Genomic DNA, 16,384 nt, shown 5'->3' with positions numbered 1-16,384 from the left:
ATTTAATTGATTTTAAGAATAATTTTACCAAAAATATCACGGCTCTCCATTCGTTTTAAAGCAGTATCCATTTCATCAAGACTAACAATTGTATCAATGACAGGATGTACGACTTTTTGTGCCATTTTTTGCATGGCATTTTTCATATTTTCCATACGACAGCCAAATGAACCGAATATCTTAAGTTGTTGCTGGAATAATTGCATGAGATTTATTGGTGCTGAAACACCAGAGGTAGAACCGCAAGTCACTAAGCGTGCCCCTTTTTTCATACACAACAGAGAACCGTTCCATGTATCAACACCAACATGCTCGAAAACAACGTCAACCCCTTTTTTTTGGGTTAATTTACGCACCACACCTTCAAAACGATCTTTACGATAATTAATCACATGATCTGCTCCAAGAGACTGTGCTTTTGCAATTTTTTCATCTGAACCTACCGTTGTGATAACAGTACATCCCATATGTTTTGCAAGTTGAATGGCTGCAGAACCAATACCGGAACCACCAGCTTGTATTAGGATTGTTTCTCCTGCTTGTAGTTTTGCATTATCGAAAAGCATATGTTCGACGGTACCAAAAGTAATTGGAGCAACAGCGGCTTGCAATTCATCACATTGGGGAGGGGCTGGAACCAATAAACGTGCTGGTAAATTGACAAGCTCACAAGCAAATCCATCAAGATGAAAACCATAGATGCCTTTTACATCGGTGCAAAGATTATCCCGTCCTTCTTGACAAGCTTGGCATACTCCACAGGTTTTTGCACCATAAATTGAGACAATTTGTCCAAGTTGGAGATTTTTAACGCTATCTCCTACTTGTATAATCTCACCAGAGGCTTCTGCACCAATAATGAGAGGCATTTTTCTTTTCACAAATGCCATGCCACGCCATCCCCATACATCAATATGATTAAGAGCAACAGCTTTTATCCGCACTGTTACTTCATCTGATCTAGGTGAAGGTGGGGGGGGAATATTGGTGATTTCAAGCCGACGATCATCGAAGAGTTGCAGTGCACGCATTATTATCCCCTTAAATATACATTACTAGGTTAGTGTTATAAAATTTTATTCTATAAAGGATTATCCTTTATAGGCTGTGATAACAAGACTCGTATTTTGACCACCAAATCCAAATGAGTTTGACAAAACCACATTGACTTTGGCTTTACGGCTATGATGAGGAACAACATCTAAAGGGATAGCAGGGTCAGGATTATCGTAATTTATTGTAGGTGGAAGTATTCCCGATTGAATGGTCAAAAGCGAAAAAACAGCTTCTATGGAACCAGCAGCCGTTAAGGTATGCCCAATCATTGATTTATTAGAAGAAACTGGAATATGCTCTAAAATGTCACCGAAGACTGTCGATAACGCAAGATATTCCATTTTCTCATTTTCAGGTGTTGAGGTTCCATGGGCATTAATATAGTCAATTTCATGGATGGTTATTTGTGCATCATTTAAGGCTTTGCGAACGGATCCAATGGCTGGTGACGCATCGGGTTTTGAACGTGTACGATGAAAGTCATCGGCTGTTTCTCCACAGCCTGCTAAAATTCCTAAAATTTTAGCATTACGGTTTAAGGCACTTTGAAGAGATTCAAGAACAAGAGCGCCTGAGCCTTCTGCCATAACAAATCCATCTCGATCTCGACTGAAGGGTTTTGCTGCTTTTTCTGCAGGTTCATTCTGAGTGGAAAGAGCAGAGAGTAATGAAAAGCGAATGAGAGATTCCGCTGAAACTGATCCATCTGTTGCAATGGTAAGAGCGCGATTTGTTTCTCCTCGTCGAATAGCTTCAACACCTAATTGAATTGCTGTTGCACCAGATGCACAAGCCGTGGAAAGTGTAATAGGAAGTCCCTTTGTGCCAAACGTTTTTTGCAGTTTTTCTGCAATTGCACCAAATTGTGTGGTTTCAAAAAGTTCCTCATGAAGTTTATGCTGACAGATTTTAAGAAGATGTGCATAAGAAGGCTTATTATTGAATTCTTCCTCTTGATCAAGACTAAAACGTGCTTGCCATTCAAGTTCAACAGGAGGCGCAGCTAGAAAGAGTGGTCCATTAAAGTTTGTTTTATCAAGAGCAGCTTGTTCTAAAGCTTCTTCTGCAGAAAGATGTGCAAGCTTTTCAGAAAGAGCCGAAGCACCAAGCTTACTTTCTTTGAGAAAATCAATTGTTCCAGCAATATATGTCTTTAATCCTTCAACAGGAAAACGTGTTATTTTGTGGATGCCGCTTACACCGCTTGTTAATTTTTGCCAATTTTCATGTTTTCCTTGTCCTAGTGATGTAACAACGCCAGCTCCAGTTATGGCTACAAGTGGACGTCCAAAATGATCATGATATTTCACGATAAAAAATTCCCCCCTCAAACAGCTGTAAGACGTACGATACCTTCAGCTCTTTTTATACCAATAGTTGTAACAAATATTTCATGTACTTCTTTAGAAAAAGGTTTTTCCTGAGGACTTAACGCTGGAAAGCAGTATTTTTTTTCAATTGAAAGCGCTGCAATGGCAAGTGCTAAAGGAAACTGTGCTTCTCGCATATAACCGAATAATGTTGTAATGCCGCGGTAAGATAGATTAGCATCCTCAAGAGCATTTTGTTCTGCTTTTGTTGCTTCGTGAGAACCTGAGGCTGCTGAAATGGCTAAGGAATCTTTTGCCCCCACTGTTTTCAACATTTTTGCAATTGACTCCTTAAGCGGCGTTTTAGTTCTATCTGTTTGGTCGGTAATAATTTGGCTAATTTCAGCATAAGCACGTGCATTACGTTTTTTTGCATGTTCTCCACTTTCAAGAACCAGAAAAACACCACCAGAACCGGTGATAATACCACCACCAGGATGAATTTCACGATCCCACACTGGGCTCCATCCATTATGAGTAAAAAGCCCCCCAAGCTCATGGGACAACAACATATCATAACTTTGTGTATTATAGGAACTTCCTACAAGAGCATGGGTACTTTGTCCTGATTTAATACGAGCTACAGCAATTTGAAGTGCAGAAAGTCCACTGCCTTCTTCTCCCATAAATGTGCGAGATGATCCAGTGACTTTATGAACGATTGAAATGTTTCCTGCCAGAAGATTTGAAAGTTGAGCCAAAAATAATGTTGGACGAAGTTCAGTTGAAAGCGCAACATTTAACATAGTATCATGATCCGTGACTGCGCGCGCTTTAGAAAGAATCTGTGTATCAACAGTAATATCACGTTCTCCTCCACTTGCTGCTACGATCATGTCCATTGTTGACGTGAATTGTTCATTATTTTTCATGTCGGCATCTTCAAGAGCAAGACCAGCCGCATAGGTACCAAGACGTTGCCATGTTCCCATTTGCCGTTGATCACTTTTTTTGGGAATTTGTAAACTCCAATCAACTTCAGGCAATTTATGAACTGTGTAGGGCGAAAAAGTTGTACAATCTAGGTTTGGTGTACAGATTGGATCATTTAAGAGATTCCAATGTTGTTCAGTTCCTTCCCCCAAAGAACTTATGATGCCTATACCAGTAATGAATACAGATTGATCATGCATAGTGAAAAAATTACTCCGCCTGTTTTAAGGCAACGAGATCATCAATTTTTTCACAAAGGTTTTTAAGAACAAAGTATTCTTCTGTAGCAACTGTACCTTCATTGACTTTTTGCGTCCATTGTTCCAAGGGAACTTTTATTCCGAAAGCTTTATCAATAGCGAAAACAATATCAAGAAAATCAAGACTGTCGATTCCCAAATCATCAATTGTATGACTTTCAGGTGTGATTGTATTGCGATCAATTTCACTGATTTCTGCAATAATATCAGCAACTTTATCAAACGTGGAAGGCAATGTAAGGATTCCTTATTATAGAGTTAGTAAATTCAAAATACATTTAATATTATTCTTCTAGCCTTTTTTCTCTTTAAAAAAAAGCCTTAATCCAAAATATAATTGTCTTTTCTATAGAGAAAAGAGCTTTACAGTATGTGAAATACTATACCTTAATATTTAAAAAACTTTGAAGTTTTATTGCATATTTATTTTACGGATTTATTTTTTCGATTTGCTGCAAGGACGGCAAGCGCTGTTATATTAACAACGCCTCGTGAAGTTACTGAAGGCGTTAGTATATGGGCGGGACGTGCCGCCCCTATTAAGATAGGACCAACATGAAGTGCATTTGTGAGGCTTTTAACAGTGTTGAGCGTGATGTTGGCTGAATCAAGTGTTGGAAAAACAAGCAAATTCGCTTCACTTTTGAGACGAGAATTAGGAAAAACACGATCACGAAAAACTTTGGAAAGGGCAGCGTCACCATGCATTTCACCATCTGCTTCTAAATGAGGGTGTAATTTAGCAAGAATTTCTGTTGCACGTCGCATTTTATGCGCACTTTCTGTGTTTTTAGAACCAAAGTTTGAGTGTGATAATAAGGCTGCTTTGGGTGTTATTCCAAATGCTTCAACTTCTTGAGCTGCTAATACAGTCATTTCAGCGATTTCTTCTGCAGAAGGATTTTCATTGACGTAAGTATCTGTGAGAAAAAGAGTGCGCTGTTGAGAGATAAGCAAACTCATAGCAGAAAAACGATGAACATGAGGATCAAGTCCGATGATTTGTTCAATCAATTCAAGTTGACGTTCAAAACGTCCTTCTAAGCCGCAAATCATCGCATCTGCTTCTTCACGCATGACGGCAAGGGCAGCAATAGCGGTTGTTGATGTTCTCACAACTGTTTTTGCCATTTCAGGTGTAATGCCACGTCTTCCTGTATAATGAAAAAATAAATTAACATAATCACGAAAACGTGGATCATCTTCAGGGTTTGTTAATTCAAAATCTATATTAGGGCGAATTTTTAAACCAAAACGTTTTAATCTTGCTTCTACGACATGTGGACGGCCGATAAGGATAGGTGTTGCTGTTTGTTCTTCAATAACAACTTGTGCTGCGCGAAGGACACGTTCATCTTCACCATTGGCATAAATGACACGTTTACGTTTTGCTGTTTTTGCGGCTGCAAAAACAGGTTTCATTGTTAAACCAGAAAGAAAGACAAATCGATTGAGAGTATCATGGTAGGCTTCCATATCTTCAATGGGACGAAGTGCAATACCCGTTGCCATTGCTGCCTTAGCAACAGCAGGAGCAATACGCAGTATTAAACGCGGATCAAAAGGAGAGGGGATCAGATAGTCTGGTCCAAAATTAGGTGGTTCTTTTGAGTATGCACGGGCTACAACATCTGAAGTTTCTTCACGAGCAAGGGCAGCGATCGCATGAACAGCAGCCATTTTCATTTCTTCATTAATTGCAGTCGCACCTACGTCTAATGCACCACGGAAGATATAGGGAAAACAAAGGACATTATTAACTTGATTGGGATAATCAGAGCGCCCTGTGCAGATCATTGCATCGGGTCGTATAGAATGTACTTCTTCAGGCATAATTTCTGGTAGTGGATTAGCCAGCGCTAAAATGAGTGGATTTTGAGCCATTCTTTTAAGATATTCAGACTTTAAAACACCACCCGCCGATAAGCCTAGAAAAATATCTGCATCATCAATAATATCAGATAAAGTTCGTGCGTCAGTTTTTTGTGCGTAATTGACTTTCCAACGATCCATAAGGGTTTGGCGGCCTTCATAAACAACGCCCTCTAAGTCACTAAGCCAAATATTTTCAACTTTTGCTCCAAGACGGAGCAAAAGATTAAGACAAGCTAGAGCGGCCGCACCTGCACCTGAGGTAACTATTTTGGCATTTTCAATTTTTTTCCCCGAAAGATTTAAGGCATTTAATACAGCTGCAGAAACAATAATGGCCGTTCCATGTTGATCATCATGAAAAACTGGAATATTCATCTTAGCGCGCAGTTTTTCTTCGATTTCAAAACATTCAGGAGCCTTAATATCTTCAAGATTAATGCCACCAAATGTAGGTTCTAAGGTCGCTACCGTTTGTACCATTTGTTCTATATCAGATGCATCAATTTCAATATCAAAAACATCAATATTCGCAAATTTTTTGAATAAAACGGCTTTGCCTTCCATAACTGGCTTTGAAGCGAGTGGGCCAATGTTTCCTAAACCAAGAACAGCCGTTCCATTTGATATAACAGCGACTAAATTAGAACGAGACGTATATTGAGCAGCAAGTTTGGGATCTTCATGAATTGCAAGACATGGTGCCGCAACACCTGGGGAATACGCAAGAGCTAAATCACGTTGATTATCAAGAGGTTTTGTTGCTTGTATTTCCAACTTTCCAGGTTTTGGGTGTTGGTGATAAAAAAGTGCAGCATTGTCAAGTTCAGCTATTGGTGAACTGAAATCATTATTTCGTTCTTTAGACATTTTTATGATATCCAAGTTAGTGTATGTTTATATGAGGTTTCATCTACGATAAGGTTTTGTCCACTAATAGATCCTCATTTCTCTGAATATCAAAATGCATGAGCATGAGCAAATTCTTCTGGATCGTAAAACCAGTTTGATGTTTCTTTTCATTCGTGTGCATGAATAATTATCATTGATAATAGCACGTTTTTTTCTTTCCTTAATAAAACGCGTAAAAATTGGTGAGTCTACAAACAAATAATACTTACGAATGATTACCTTACCAAGCCATTATTTTTTTTGCAATGCTTACAAAATAAAGAAAGAATAGCGTTTATGATTTATTTCATCCGCTTTTTATAAAATATATATTTCATTTAAAATTCTATACGTAGTTATAAGAAATTTTAAAATAATAATTTTAATGTTTTGAACGTTATAAACTGTTTGTTCACCTATTTATAAGGAGATGGAAACGTTAAAAATGGAAGTTATATTGTTTCATTGAATTGTTAATCGTTTAGAGCTGTATTTTTTATATACTGACAAGTATGTGTTTTAATAAACGAAGATATCACTAAAAAAACTGTTATTGCGCATTTTGTACATGATTCAGATATTCCATATAACGCATTCCTTTATAATTTAGAAGTAAATATCTCGTATGCTGAATAAAAAATATTTACTTACATATTTCAAGCGAGAGTAATATGTGGATAAAAAACCTTTAAAAAAGAAATAGAGATATTTCTTATGAACTGTTTTACTAAAAAGCACAAAAATTTTGAGAATTAGCAAATAAAATAATATTTACCAGTTTTGTCTCTTTATGAAGCTATGAAAAATAAAAGGCTTAAGGGAAGGATAAAGAAGTAGCAAGTATGCTTTATTATTTTTAGAATGATAAGCTGTTTGATAGCTCATTATGCTTTTTTAGGGGTATTGCTGAGGTTATCAAAGAAAAACGCATGAAAATTATCAGTCTTTGAAGTTAAAGCTCCAGTTAATCGCCAACCACTCTATTATCAAGCAATGAAGACAACTGGAGAGAGAAAAGTGGAAAAATATTTTCTCCACTTTTCTTATTGTCTATTGAATTCGTCCACTTGCATGAGCAAGCATGGTATAAACTTTTCCTGTATCTGATATCAGGTATTTGCGAACTGAGTTAGAAAAACCAGAATTCCGCGATATATCACGTAAGAGCTTTTCGAAATCCGCAACATATTGATTCACTGAACGTTGAAACTCAAAATCGCTCATATATTTTTTCTTAATCATTTCAAATATTGTTCTACCATTCAAGGTATAAAGACGTTCCGTTACGATATTTTCTTGTCCGCGTTGATAATGATCCCATAGCTCAACAATGGCATTGTGATTAATAGCTTGCACTATACCCGATGCTAACGCATTAAGAGAACTGTTTGTGGGACGTTGTTTGCTTTGCACAGACGTTAAAACAGCATCATTTGGAGTTTCATCATAAAATGTTTCTTCACGTGAAGCTCTTTCTAAGAGATTTGACACCCATTTATTTGGTCTTTTTTTGCTTTGATCTTGTTGCAAAACAGGTTTAGGAGGTATGATCTTTTTAATGAACTCAGGGGAATTCTCACTTCTTTTATTAAGCATTGATGATGTAGAAAATGCCGATGTTAACTGTTCTTTTGCGCTCTTTTGATCCTGTTGTATAACACTGACGAGATCTTTTAATGCTGTAATTTGTTCATTCAAAGCCGTGCGAATTGTTTGCGTTGTTTCTTTTGTTTTTTCTGGAAGTTTCTTAGCATTTTCATGAATATCATTATTCATTTTTGAAAGCTCTAAACGAACTTCATCTGCGGAGCGACGTATATCTTCTGCTGCTCCTGAAAAACGCGTTGATGCTTCATTAATAAGCCTATTAAGGGATTGTTGGAATGAATCTGTGGCGTTACGCGCATTTTTATCAGAGCGTTCAAGAGCTAAGTTTAAGATTTTTTCATAATGCTCAATCATTTGATTAATTTCATGAGACTTTGAAACAAGGGCATTGCTTAATACAGAAAGCGTATTATGTTTTTCTTCAAGTGTTGTACTCAGTGAATTTTCAGATTGTTCAAGAACGTGAATAGTTTGGGAAAGTGTTTTTGCATGTTCACCAAAACTACTCGTTATATGATTAATTTGTTTAAAGGTGTTGTTTGAGAGTCCTTGCAGAATTTCAATATTATTATTAAGTGCTTGATTTGAGGCTGATAAACGCTCTGCTACTTGGTTTGTGTTGCGGAAAAAATTATTCGTAGTTTTATTAAACTTACCATCAATATTTTGAACGGCTGATAATAAAACATTACTATTTTCCTGGAAGCTGTAAATTGATTGATTCAACTGTTTTAAGATGGATGAGACATTATTAACAAGCTCTTCCTTCATAGCCGTTACAGTTTGAAGTGTTTCAGAGTTCGCTTTATTCAAGCTATTCACTAAAGATTCATTATGTGCATAAATTCTTTGTTCAGCATCTTGTGTGGAGAGAGAGAGTTGTTCACCGATATGCTGCGTTAAAGAATCAATTGATTCTGTTGTACTTTGCGCTGCTTGATTTAAGTAATTTGTCAGCTCTGTTATTTTTCCAACATGTTCTGAAATTTGTGTTGCTGTCTGATTCTTTGCATCTTCCAGACGGCTTGTTACATCAGAGAGCTGATGTCCTAAATTATTTTTAAAATTTTGCATAGAATGATGAAAAGCATCACAACGTTCATTAAGGACTTGCTCTATTGCTATTGTTGATGTGTGAATTGTTTCATTCAATAATGCTTGTGCATTATGACTGGCTGTTGCAAAAGCTTCGACAGTATGCGCTGTTTGTTCAGACAGAACGGACAGAACTTGTTCACTGGTGTCATAAACTGTTTTCTTAACGTTTGATACAATGCGATTGCCTGACTCTGAGAGAATATTTTCAGCTTGTGAGGTAACATTCGTAACAGATGAAAGAATTTGTTCACCCGTAGAAGAAAGAATATCAGAAGCTTTTATAATCTTATTATGAAGATTATCTGTGACTACATTAACAGAATCTTCTAAGCTAATACGCATATTGTCAACACTGTTTTCCAGCGCTTGTTGAATTACCTGACTTTGCTCATTACTAAGCATGAGAGACGTTTTTAACGTGTCAGAACGTTCCTCAATAACAGATGTTTGCATATCAATGGCTTCACAGACTTGGCTAAGTTTTTCAGATAATGTTTCCTCTAGCGTTGTTGTCCGTTCAAAAATTTTGTGTGCATGACCTTCTAAATTTGTATCGAATGATTCCATACGCGTTTCAAGGTTTTCAAAGAAAACGCCACTTGATTGAGAGAGCGTGTTCTTTAAAATTTCGGCATGGCTTTCAAGGCTTTTGATATGATCTTGAACCGTTTCAGTAATGTTTTTATTATTAGCGATAATTGCGCTCTCAACTAAATCTATTTGTTGTTTCAATGCAACATCGACACGTATATCACTTTTTGCGATGAGGTTATGGATTGTTTCCATGCGTTGCTCGAGTGTGCGTGCTTGATCAGCAAGAACTTCATTGAGAGAAAAACTATTGATGGCTAAAGAGTCACGCAGAGCATCAGCACGAATATCAATATTCCTCGCCTGTGCTTCTAAAGCATTTTGCGTTGTATTGCAGCTTTGTACAATGACTTCTTGTAGTTTGTCAGTGCATTGAATGATATTTGCAATATGATTTTCAGCTTGTTTGTCAACGACTTGAGCATTGTCAGTCAAAACTTTTTCAATATGAGAAGTATTGTGGACCAAGACATCGATCTGATTTCTTAATGCATCAGCGATTTTATTCTTCTCGTTATCGAGCATGTCTGCCATAAGAGCTCGTTGATCAGAAAGTTGCAATTTAAAATCTTGTGAACGCTCTTTTATAATATCAACAATGGCATTGTCGACATGTTGAATTTCTTCTCTCAGATTTTCTTTGCTTTTATCAATTGCAGACAGAATAGCTTCACGTCCATTTGTAAATGCATGAGTAATGTCTGCTGTTTTTTCTTGGAGGTTTTCATTTATTTTCAAGACATGAGCTTCTAAAAAGTTACCAAGTTTTTCAGCATTATCCTCTAAAGCTTGACTGCGTTCTATAAAAGAATCAATAATGGAGTTACTGTGTTCTTTAAGAGAGAGATCAACTGTTGCTAAACGTTGTTCAAAGGCTCCAATTGCTTGCGAGGTTACGTTATCAAATTGAGAAGAGAGTTTATGTGCTTGGTCGTCAAGCTTTAAGATTTTCTCATCAAAATTTTGTAGAGATTGACTATTACGATCAATAAGAGCTTTATCTAAGGCTTTAAACTTTTCATCGACAGCGTGCAAAGTTTGATCTGTTATTGCTTGTATATGTGTTGCAATTTTAGCAGCATGCACTTCTGCTTTTGCTGCTGTTTCATGAAAGGTTTTTTCTATTTGTTTCTCATTATGATCAAATCGTTTTGCAAAATCATCAAAGTTTTTTCCTAATTCATCGAAAAGTTCTGTGTTCTTCTGCTGAATTTGTGTTGTTGTTTCGTTAAATTTTTTAACAAGCTGATTTGTTACACCATCACCGGCATAGGAAAGTTTTTCAACAAGGTCTTCACCTTGTTTTTGTAAAGTTTGAGAAAGGGTTTGTGCAAGCTTTTCAACATTGGTTACAATTTTAGAGGTCACCAAGCCAAATTCATTGCTCAGTTGTTCTTGGGTTCCTTTAATTGTTGATTGTACGCGATCGGCGTGATTTAAAATGGCGATGCGTTCATTACTCAATTCTTTGATGAGTGTGTGAATGCGTGATTCATTCTCAGCATAAGCTTGTTCTAGGTTGTGAACTTCACCTTGTATGATTGCTTCAAGTTCAACAGCACGTCCAAGGGTACGTTCAATACCTTCGTTCATTGCCGCTACTTCTTCACGAATGGTTTGCCCTATAGCAATAGCTTGTTTTTCAGATAAATGTTGTGGCTCACTAAGGCGTTGTGCAGCATTTGTCATAAGAAGAGCAATATTATGCAATTCGTTCGAACGTTTTGTTAATTGAGTAACGCCCCAAGATATAAGGATAGGAATTGCTGTTCCGGTCGCTACAGCCAGTCCTGTTGGGGATGTCACAAAAGTGCTGATATTGGACAATGAGCTTAGTCCGGCAGGGGCGAGCTTATGCGCAATAAAAGCCCCCCCTGTTGCCCATAAAGCACTAAGCGCTGTTGTATACCAATAGATTCGAGAGGAAGAACGTTGCTTTAAGAGTCCAAAATTTACAGGGGTTGTTATATCATCATTTGCAGGAAGAAGTTTTGTCGACAACAATGTGTTGTGAACTGTCCCTCCTGAAATATCAGTTGAAGGTTTTGGAGCAAAAAGCTGTCCAACAACGGATTTGTCAATAACAGCATCATCATGAATATTAGAGACAAAAGTTGAAGGACCGTTTTCAGCAAAAAATTCCTCTTCTGCCATTGCAATTTTTTGAATCAAATCATCGACATTAACAATATTTTCAGAATTATTGGATGATATCGTTTCAAATGCTGTGTCATCAAAATCAAAGTTCATTGCTTTTGTGAGGGCTTCTTCAACTTCAACTTCAAATGTTTGCAATTTGGTTCTGCGTGCCATACTTGCCTCGTACTCTTACAGACGGGAAAAAGGGATACGTCCTATTCCACATAATTTCTGCATACTAGCTGTTAATTATTTAGAAAGGAATATGCTGAGAGCAAAAAATGTGAAAACTTATCAAAATAAAGTTAACGCGGTATCTTATACTCTGTTTAAAAAGGTATAAAATATAATAAAAACAATTTATTATTTGATTCTAACAAAAACAAAAATGTTGTTTACAACTTGTGATTATAAAAAGCTTTATTAACCTATTTTTTTGAAAGGACAATTTAATGGCACTTAATATCTTCATGTTAAAAAAACAGTGTGGTGTAAATGCGTTTTTGAATATCAATGATCGATAATCAATGTTGTTGTTGTCCGCTTATTTTTATTGATTCTAAACGAAGATGATTTATCATCTCATATATTATCGATAATAGCTTAGGATTCATAAAAATCTGTCCTTTAATGATAAGTTCATAAAAAAGTAAACATGGAAAAATTTTGAATTTAATGATAGCTTTTCATAAGCTGTACTTTATTATTGCCTTAAAGAGCCGTTTTTTCTCTAATTTCAGTTGTTTGTTGCTAAAATTTGAAGCTTCTACGTTGACAATTGAATATTTTTCAGTCGATATGCATGCACAAATATTTTATGCAAACGAGATGAAGGTGTAAGAACAATGGCAGAGCGATCACAACACCTGCAAGATGTGTTTTTAAATACGGTGCGCAAGCAAAAAATTTCCCTTACAATTTTTCTTGTTAATGGCGTTAAACTCACGGGTATTGTAACTTCATTTGATAATTTTTGTGTCCTTTTGCGCCGAGATGGACACGCGCAATTGGTTTATAAGCATGCTATTTCTACGATTATGCCTGGACAGCCTGTACAGATGTTTGAAGGAGAAAGTCCTGAGTAAACCATCATTTTAAGATAAACCTCTTGTCCCATTTTTAAAGTACTTAGATTCCTATGATAGATGAAAATGAGAGATTAGGAGGGGTATTTTCACAAACTATAAAACAAGTGCGCGCACTTGTTTTGATACCAATTTTTCAAGAGAATAGAAGTGAAAACTCTTTGAGAGATTGTTCTATATCTTCCCGCGTTCAAGAGGCATTAGGGTTAGCGCGTGCTATAAGGTTAGAAGTTGTTAATTATGAAACAATCAATATCGCAACACCCCGTCCCGCGACACTCTTTGGAAAAGGTAAAGCAGATACGCTTGCCGATTATATCAATGAATATTCCATTGAGCTGGCGATTGTAGATCACTTTTTAACGCCAGTACAGCAGCGTAATTTAGAAAGATTATGGAATTGTAAAGTTATCGATAGAACGGCTTTGATTCTTGAAATTTTTGGCGATCGTGCACGAACAAAAGAAGGGGTTTTGCAAGTAGAATTGGCGCATTTGTCCTATCAAAAAGGGCGGCTTGTGCGAAGTTGGACGCACTTGGAAAGGCAACGGGGAGGGCGTGGCTTTCTAGGTGGACCTGGTGAAACACAAATTGAAGCAGACAGGCGTCTTTTGCAAGAGAAAATTATTCGTATTCGCCGTGAATTGGCAATGGTTATTAAAACACGTGCACTTCATAGAGCACAAAGAAAAAAAACATCTTATCCTGTTGTTGCTTTGGTAGGATACACGAATACAGGAAAATCAACTCTTTTTAACCGTTTAAGTGGTGCTAATGTTGTCGCAAAAAATATGTTATTTGCAACGCTTGATCCCACTTTGCGCAAAGTTGTTCTTCCTCATGGAAAAACAATTCTTTTGTCTGATACTGTAGGTTTTATCTCTAATTTGCCAACAAATTTGATTGCAGCTTTTAGAGCAACCCTTGAAGAGGTGGTTGAGGCGGATCTCATTCTTCATGTAAGAGATATGTTAGATCTTGATCATCGTTCCCATGCCCAAGATGTCTTAGAAGTGCTTTCAAGTCTTGATATCAATATTGATGATACAGAACATATCATAGAAGTTTGGAATAAGATTGATATGTTAGATGAGCAGGCATTGAATGTTTTACAAACGAGTGCGAAAACACGGTTAAATCCTGCTTTTACAGTATCAGCCCTTCAGGGGGATGGACTCGATCAATTATTAAGAGCCATTGAAAAGCGCATTTTTGGAGAGGTGCAAAGCATTGAATATCTTTTAAAACCTCATGAAATGTCGCTTATTGATTGGTTTTATGAAAACTCTGCGGAAATAATGCAGGAAGGGCATGATGATGGGTCTGTTACTATTAGAGCTGTTCTTACTTCTGAAGCAAAAAAACAACTAGAGAACATCAAAAAAAATATGAATTAAGTTTTTTAAAGCTATTGTTGAACTTTTTTGTTCAAATTTTATGTTTTTCTTATCTCAAAATAATATGACAGCAAGTTAAGAGGATAGTTACTACTTTCTTTTAATAAAACAATATGAAGAAATATTTTGCTGGTTAAAATAAAGATGAGTCTTAAATGCAATAAAAGACTGTTCATACACACAGTATGGCGAAGCATTGTGATTGTTTTGCTGTTACAAATGCTGTGTATCTCTTTGATTTGGTTGTACTATTTTATTCAGCCTCGTGGTTACCAAGCAACTTTAGTATTTTCATTATCTGATTCTGTTGGAAGACCATTACCCATTGAAAAACAAGAGGATATCATTGCTTTTTTATTTTCACAGCCTCTATCCTCAAATGATTCGTATTTTTCTTTGAATGCTTCTTATAAGAAAAAAAAACAAGAAAATATCCATTTATGGCGTGATGGTGATCTTATTAATCTTACTTTTCAAGCTGAAACACTTGAAGCCGCTCAACAGGGGGTAGAAAGTTGGTTTTCCGCATTTTCACAAGCGATCATAAAACAAAAACAGTCTTTATTAAATGAGAAATTAGAAGACAGACAATATGATAATACTGCAATTATTAATATTGTGCAGGGATTTCGTGCATCTATTGATTCTTTTATTCAGCATGGTGTGAGACAGACAGAGCTTCATGATCTTTCGATGCAATTAACGCAAGCAACTTTAAAGCGTATTCATTTAACAAGTTTAAATTCAACGATTAACATGATGCGTGAAAATGGGCAGTCTTTACTTTCTTTATCGTTTATTGCAGGCAATTCAACAATTGTTGCTCTGGAATCTAAACGTGATCTGTTAGAAACACAAAGAGCACATATGGCTGCACAATTGGGGTGGACACATCCTCAAATAAAAGCAATGACTGCAGAATTAGAGGCGGTTTCTCATCAATTAAAAGATAAAATTTTACAGATTGTTTATCAAGTTCATTCAGATGAGATTATTGCAACGGAGTTGGAAAAACAGCTCAAAAAAAGAGTGAGCTTTTTTGTAAAAGATCAATCACAATCTTTGAATGAAATATTTAACGCGTTTGAAAATAAAATAAAAGCAGAGATCAATGCACAAAATAAAGCGATGAGCACCTCTGCTCAAGAGAAAGAAAAAGTTATTGGTTCATATCGAGGATTGAGTGATGATTCTCTTCTCTTGCAAAATACAAAGATCCACGTGGTTATACCAACAACGTTAGCACCGATTTCTTTTATGGCTCTTTATGGAAAAAATATTCTTGTGAGTGCATTGGTGAGTTTCCTTACTCTTTTGCTCGGAATAGTGTTATTTTATCCATGCTTTAGAAATAAAAAAGAGCAATCCTTAGAAGAAGATTTGAGATCAAAAGAAAATACTCTTCAGAAGAATGAGAGTATTTTAGTTTCTCAAGAAATGAAAAATCTTGAAGCTTTTATTACGATAGAGGGATTATCTGATGTTTTGAAATGGCGTGCTTCAACCGTTATTTCAATCATTGGACCAGAGGCAGCACGGACAGCAGCAAAACTTTCACTTCATCTTACAAAAGAGAACAAAACAATTTTGTTGGTCGATATCTCTGGTCAACAAATAGAGAAAGTCATTGGTCCACATCGGGGGCTGAGTGATATTTTAACGGGCAATGCCCAGTTGCATGATGTTATTTACCGTGATTATGATACGGGGGTTGATATTCTGCCTCAGGGCTTAACAAGCGCTGTTTCTGCACAAGATTTTTCAGATAATATTTCTCAAGTCTTACAAGAATTTAAAAAAGAGTATGATTTTATCATTTTAGAGATGGCAAGCGAACCAAAATATGGATTTGAGCAGTTTGCAGAACTAACGGACTATTACATTTGTCATACTGTTCTTAATAAACAGGATTGGATGATACGGATGGTTAGTCGTTTTCCCAAAACTGTTTATCGTGTTGTTGCATTATAAACTTCGTAAAAGAGAAATATAATATATGGCGTGTTATCGTGGTGTGCTTGTCTTTTGCTGAAGTTATAGTACATACTAAAATATGAAGATTTAATGTTTTAACTTTAAAATGA

The 16,384-nt window shown here is 36.4% G+C and carries 9 protein-coding genes; 3 read left to right on the top strand and 6 right to left on the bottom strand.

The annotated features are described in order from the left end of the window. Positions 1 to 2: 2 nt before the first annotated feature. From HWX04_RS00210 to HWX04_RS00185, 6 genes are all read right to left on the bottom strand, one after another. Positions 3 to 1,031 carry a zinc-binding dehydrogenase gene (locus HWX04_RS00210; RefSeq protein WP_175868243.1) on the bottom strand — a complete coding sequence of 343 codons (1,029 nt, stop codon included), beginning with the start codon at positions 1,029 to 1,031 and terminating at the stop codon, positions 3 to 5. A gap of 60 nt (positions 1,032 to 1,091) precedes the next feature. Next, positions 1,092 to 2,366, bottom strand: a complete 1,275-nt coding sequence (locus tag HWX04_RS00205; RefSeq protein WP_175868242.1) for a beta-ketoacyl-ACP synthase — start codon at positions 2,364 to 2,366, stop codon at positions 1,092 to 1,094. Between the two features lie 17 nt (positions 2,367 to 2,383). Beyond that, a complete protein-coding gene (locus tag HWX04_RS00200) occupies positions 2,384 to 3,559 on the bottom strand; it encodes a beta-ketoacyl-ACP synthase (RefSeq protein ID WP_175868241.1) in 1,176 nt (391 codons plus the stop codon). Between the two features lie 10 nt (positions 3,560 to 3,569). Further along, a complete protein-coding gene (locus HWX04_RS00195) occupies positions 3,570 to 3,854 on the bottom strand; it encodes an acyl carrier protein (protein ID WP_175868240.1) in 285 nt (94 codons plus the stop codon). Positions 3,855 to 4,042: 188 nt separating this feature from the next. Next, complete coding sequence (locus HWX04_RS00190; RefSeq protein ID WP_175868239.1) at positions 4,043 to 6,361, bottom strand: NADP-dependent malic enzyme; 2,319 nt, start codon at positions 6,359 to 6,361, stop codon at positions 4,043 to 4,045. Between the two features lie 1,071 nt (positions 6,362 to 7,432). Then, a complete protein-coding gene (locus tag HWX04_RS00185) occupies positions 7,433 to 11,992 on the bottom strand; it encodes a hypothetical protein (RefSeq protein WP_175868238.1) in 4,560 nt (1,519 codons plus the stop codon). 671 nt (positions 11,993 to 12,663) lie between these two features. Here HWX04_RS00185 and hfq point away from each other — a divergent pair. The 3 genes from hfq to HWX04_RS00170 all read left to right on the top strand — a co-directional run bounded on the left by hfq (position 12,664) and on the right by HWX04_RS00170 (position 16,271). Beyond that, entirely contained in the window at positions 12,664 to 12,903 is a 240-nt protein-coding gene (hfq, locus tag HWX04_RS00180) for an RNA chaperone Hfq (protein WP_005773461.1), read from the top strand. Between the two features lie 53 nt (positions 12,904 to 12,956). Next, positions 12,957 to 14,300: a GTPase HflX gene (gene hflX / locus HWX04_RS00175; RefSeq protein WP_175868237.1), complete on the top strand. Its 1,344-nt coding sequence runs from the start codon at positions 12,957 to 12,959 to the stop codon at positions 14,298 to 14,300. A 144-nt stretch (positions 14,301 to 14,444) separates the two neighbouring features. Beyond that, positions 14,445 to 16,271, top strand: coding sequence for a hypothetical protein (locus tag HWX04_RS00170; protein ID WP_175868236.1), 1,827 nt, complete (start codon positions 14,445 to 14,447; stop codon positions 16,269 to 16,271). Positions 16,272 to 16,384 lie beyond the last annotated feature (113 nt).

The organism is Bartonella gabonensis (assembly GCF_903679515.1).
Classification (GTDB): Bacteria; Pseudomonadota; Alphaproteobacteria; order Rhizobiales; family Rhizobiaceae; genus Bartonella; species Bartonella gabonensis.
Note: the sequence above shows the minus strand (reverse complement) of the source record. Positions and strands in the feature narration are given on the sequence as shown.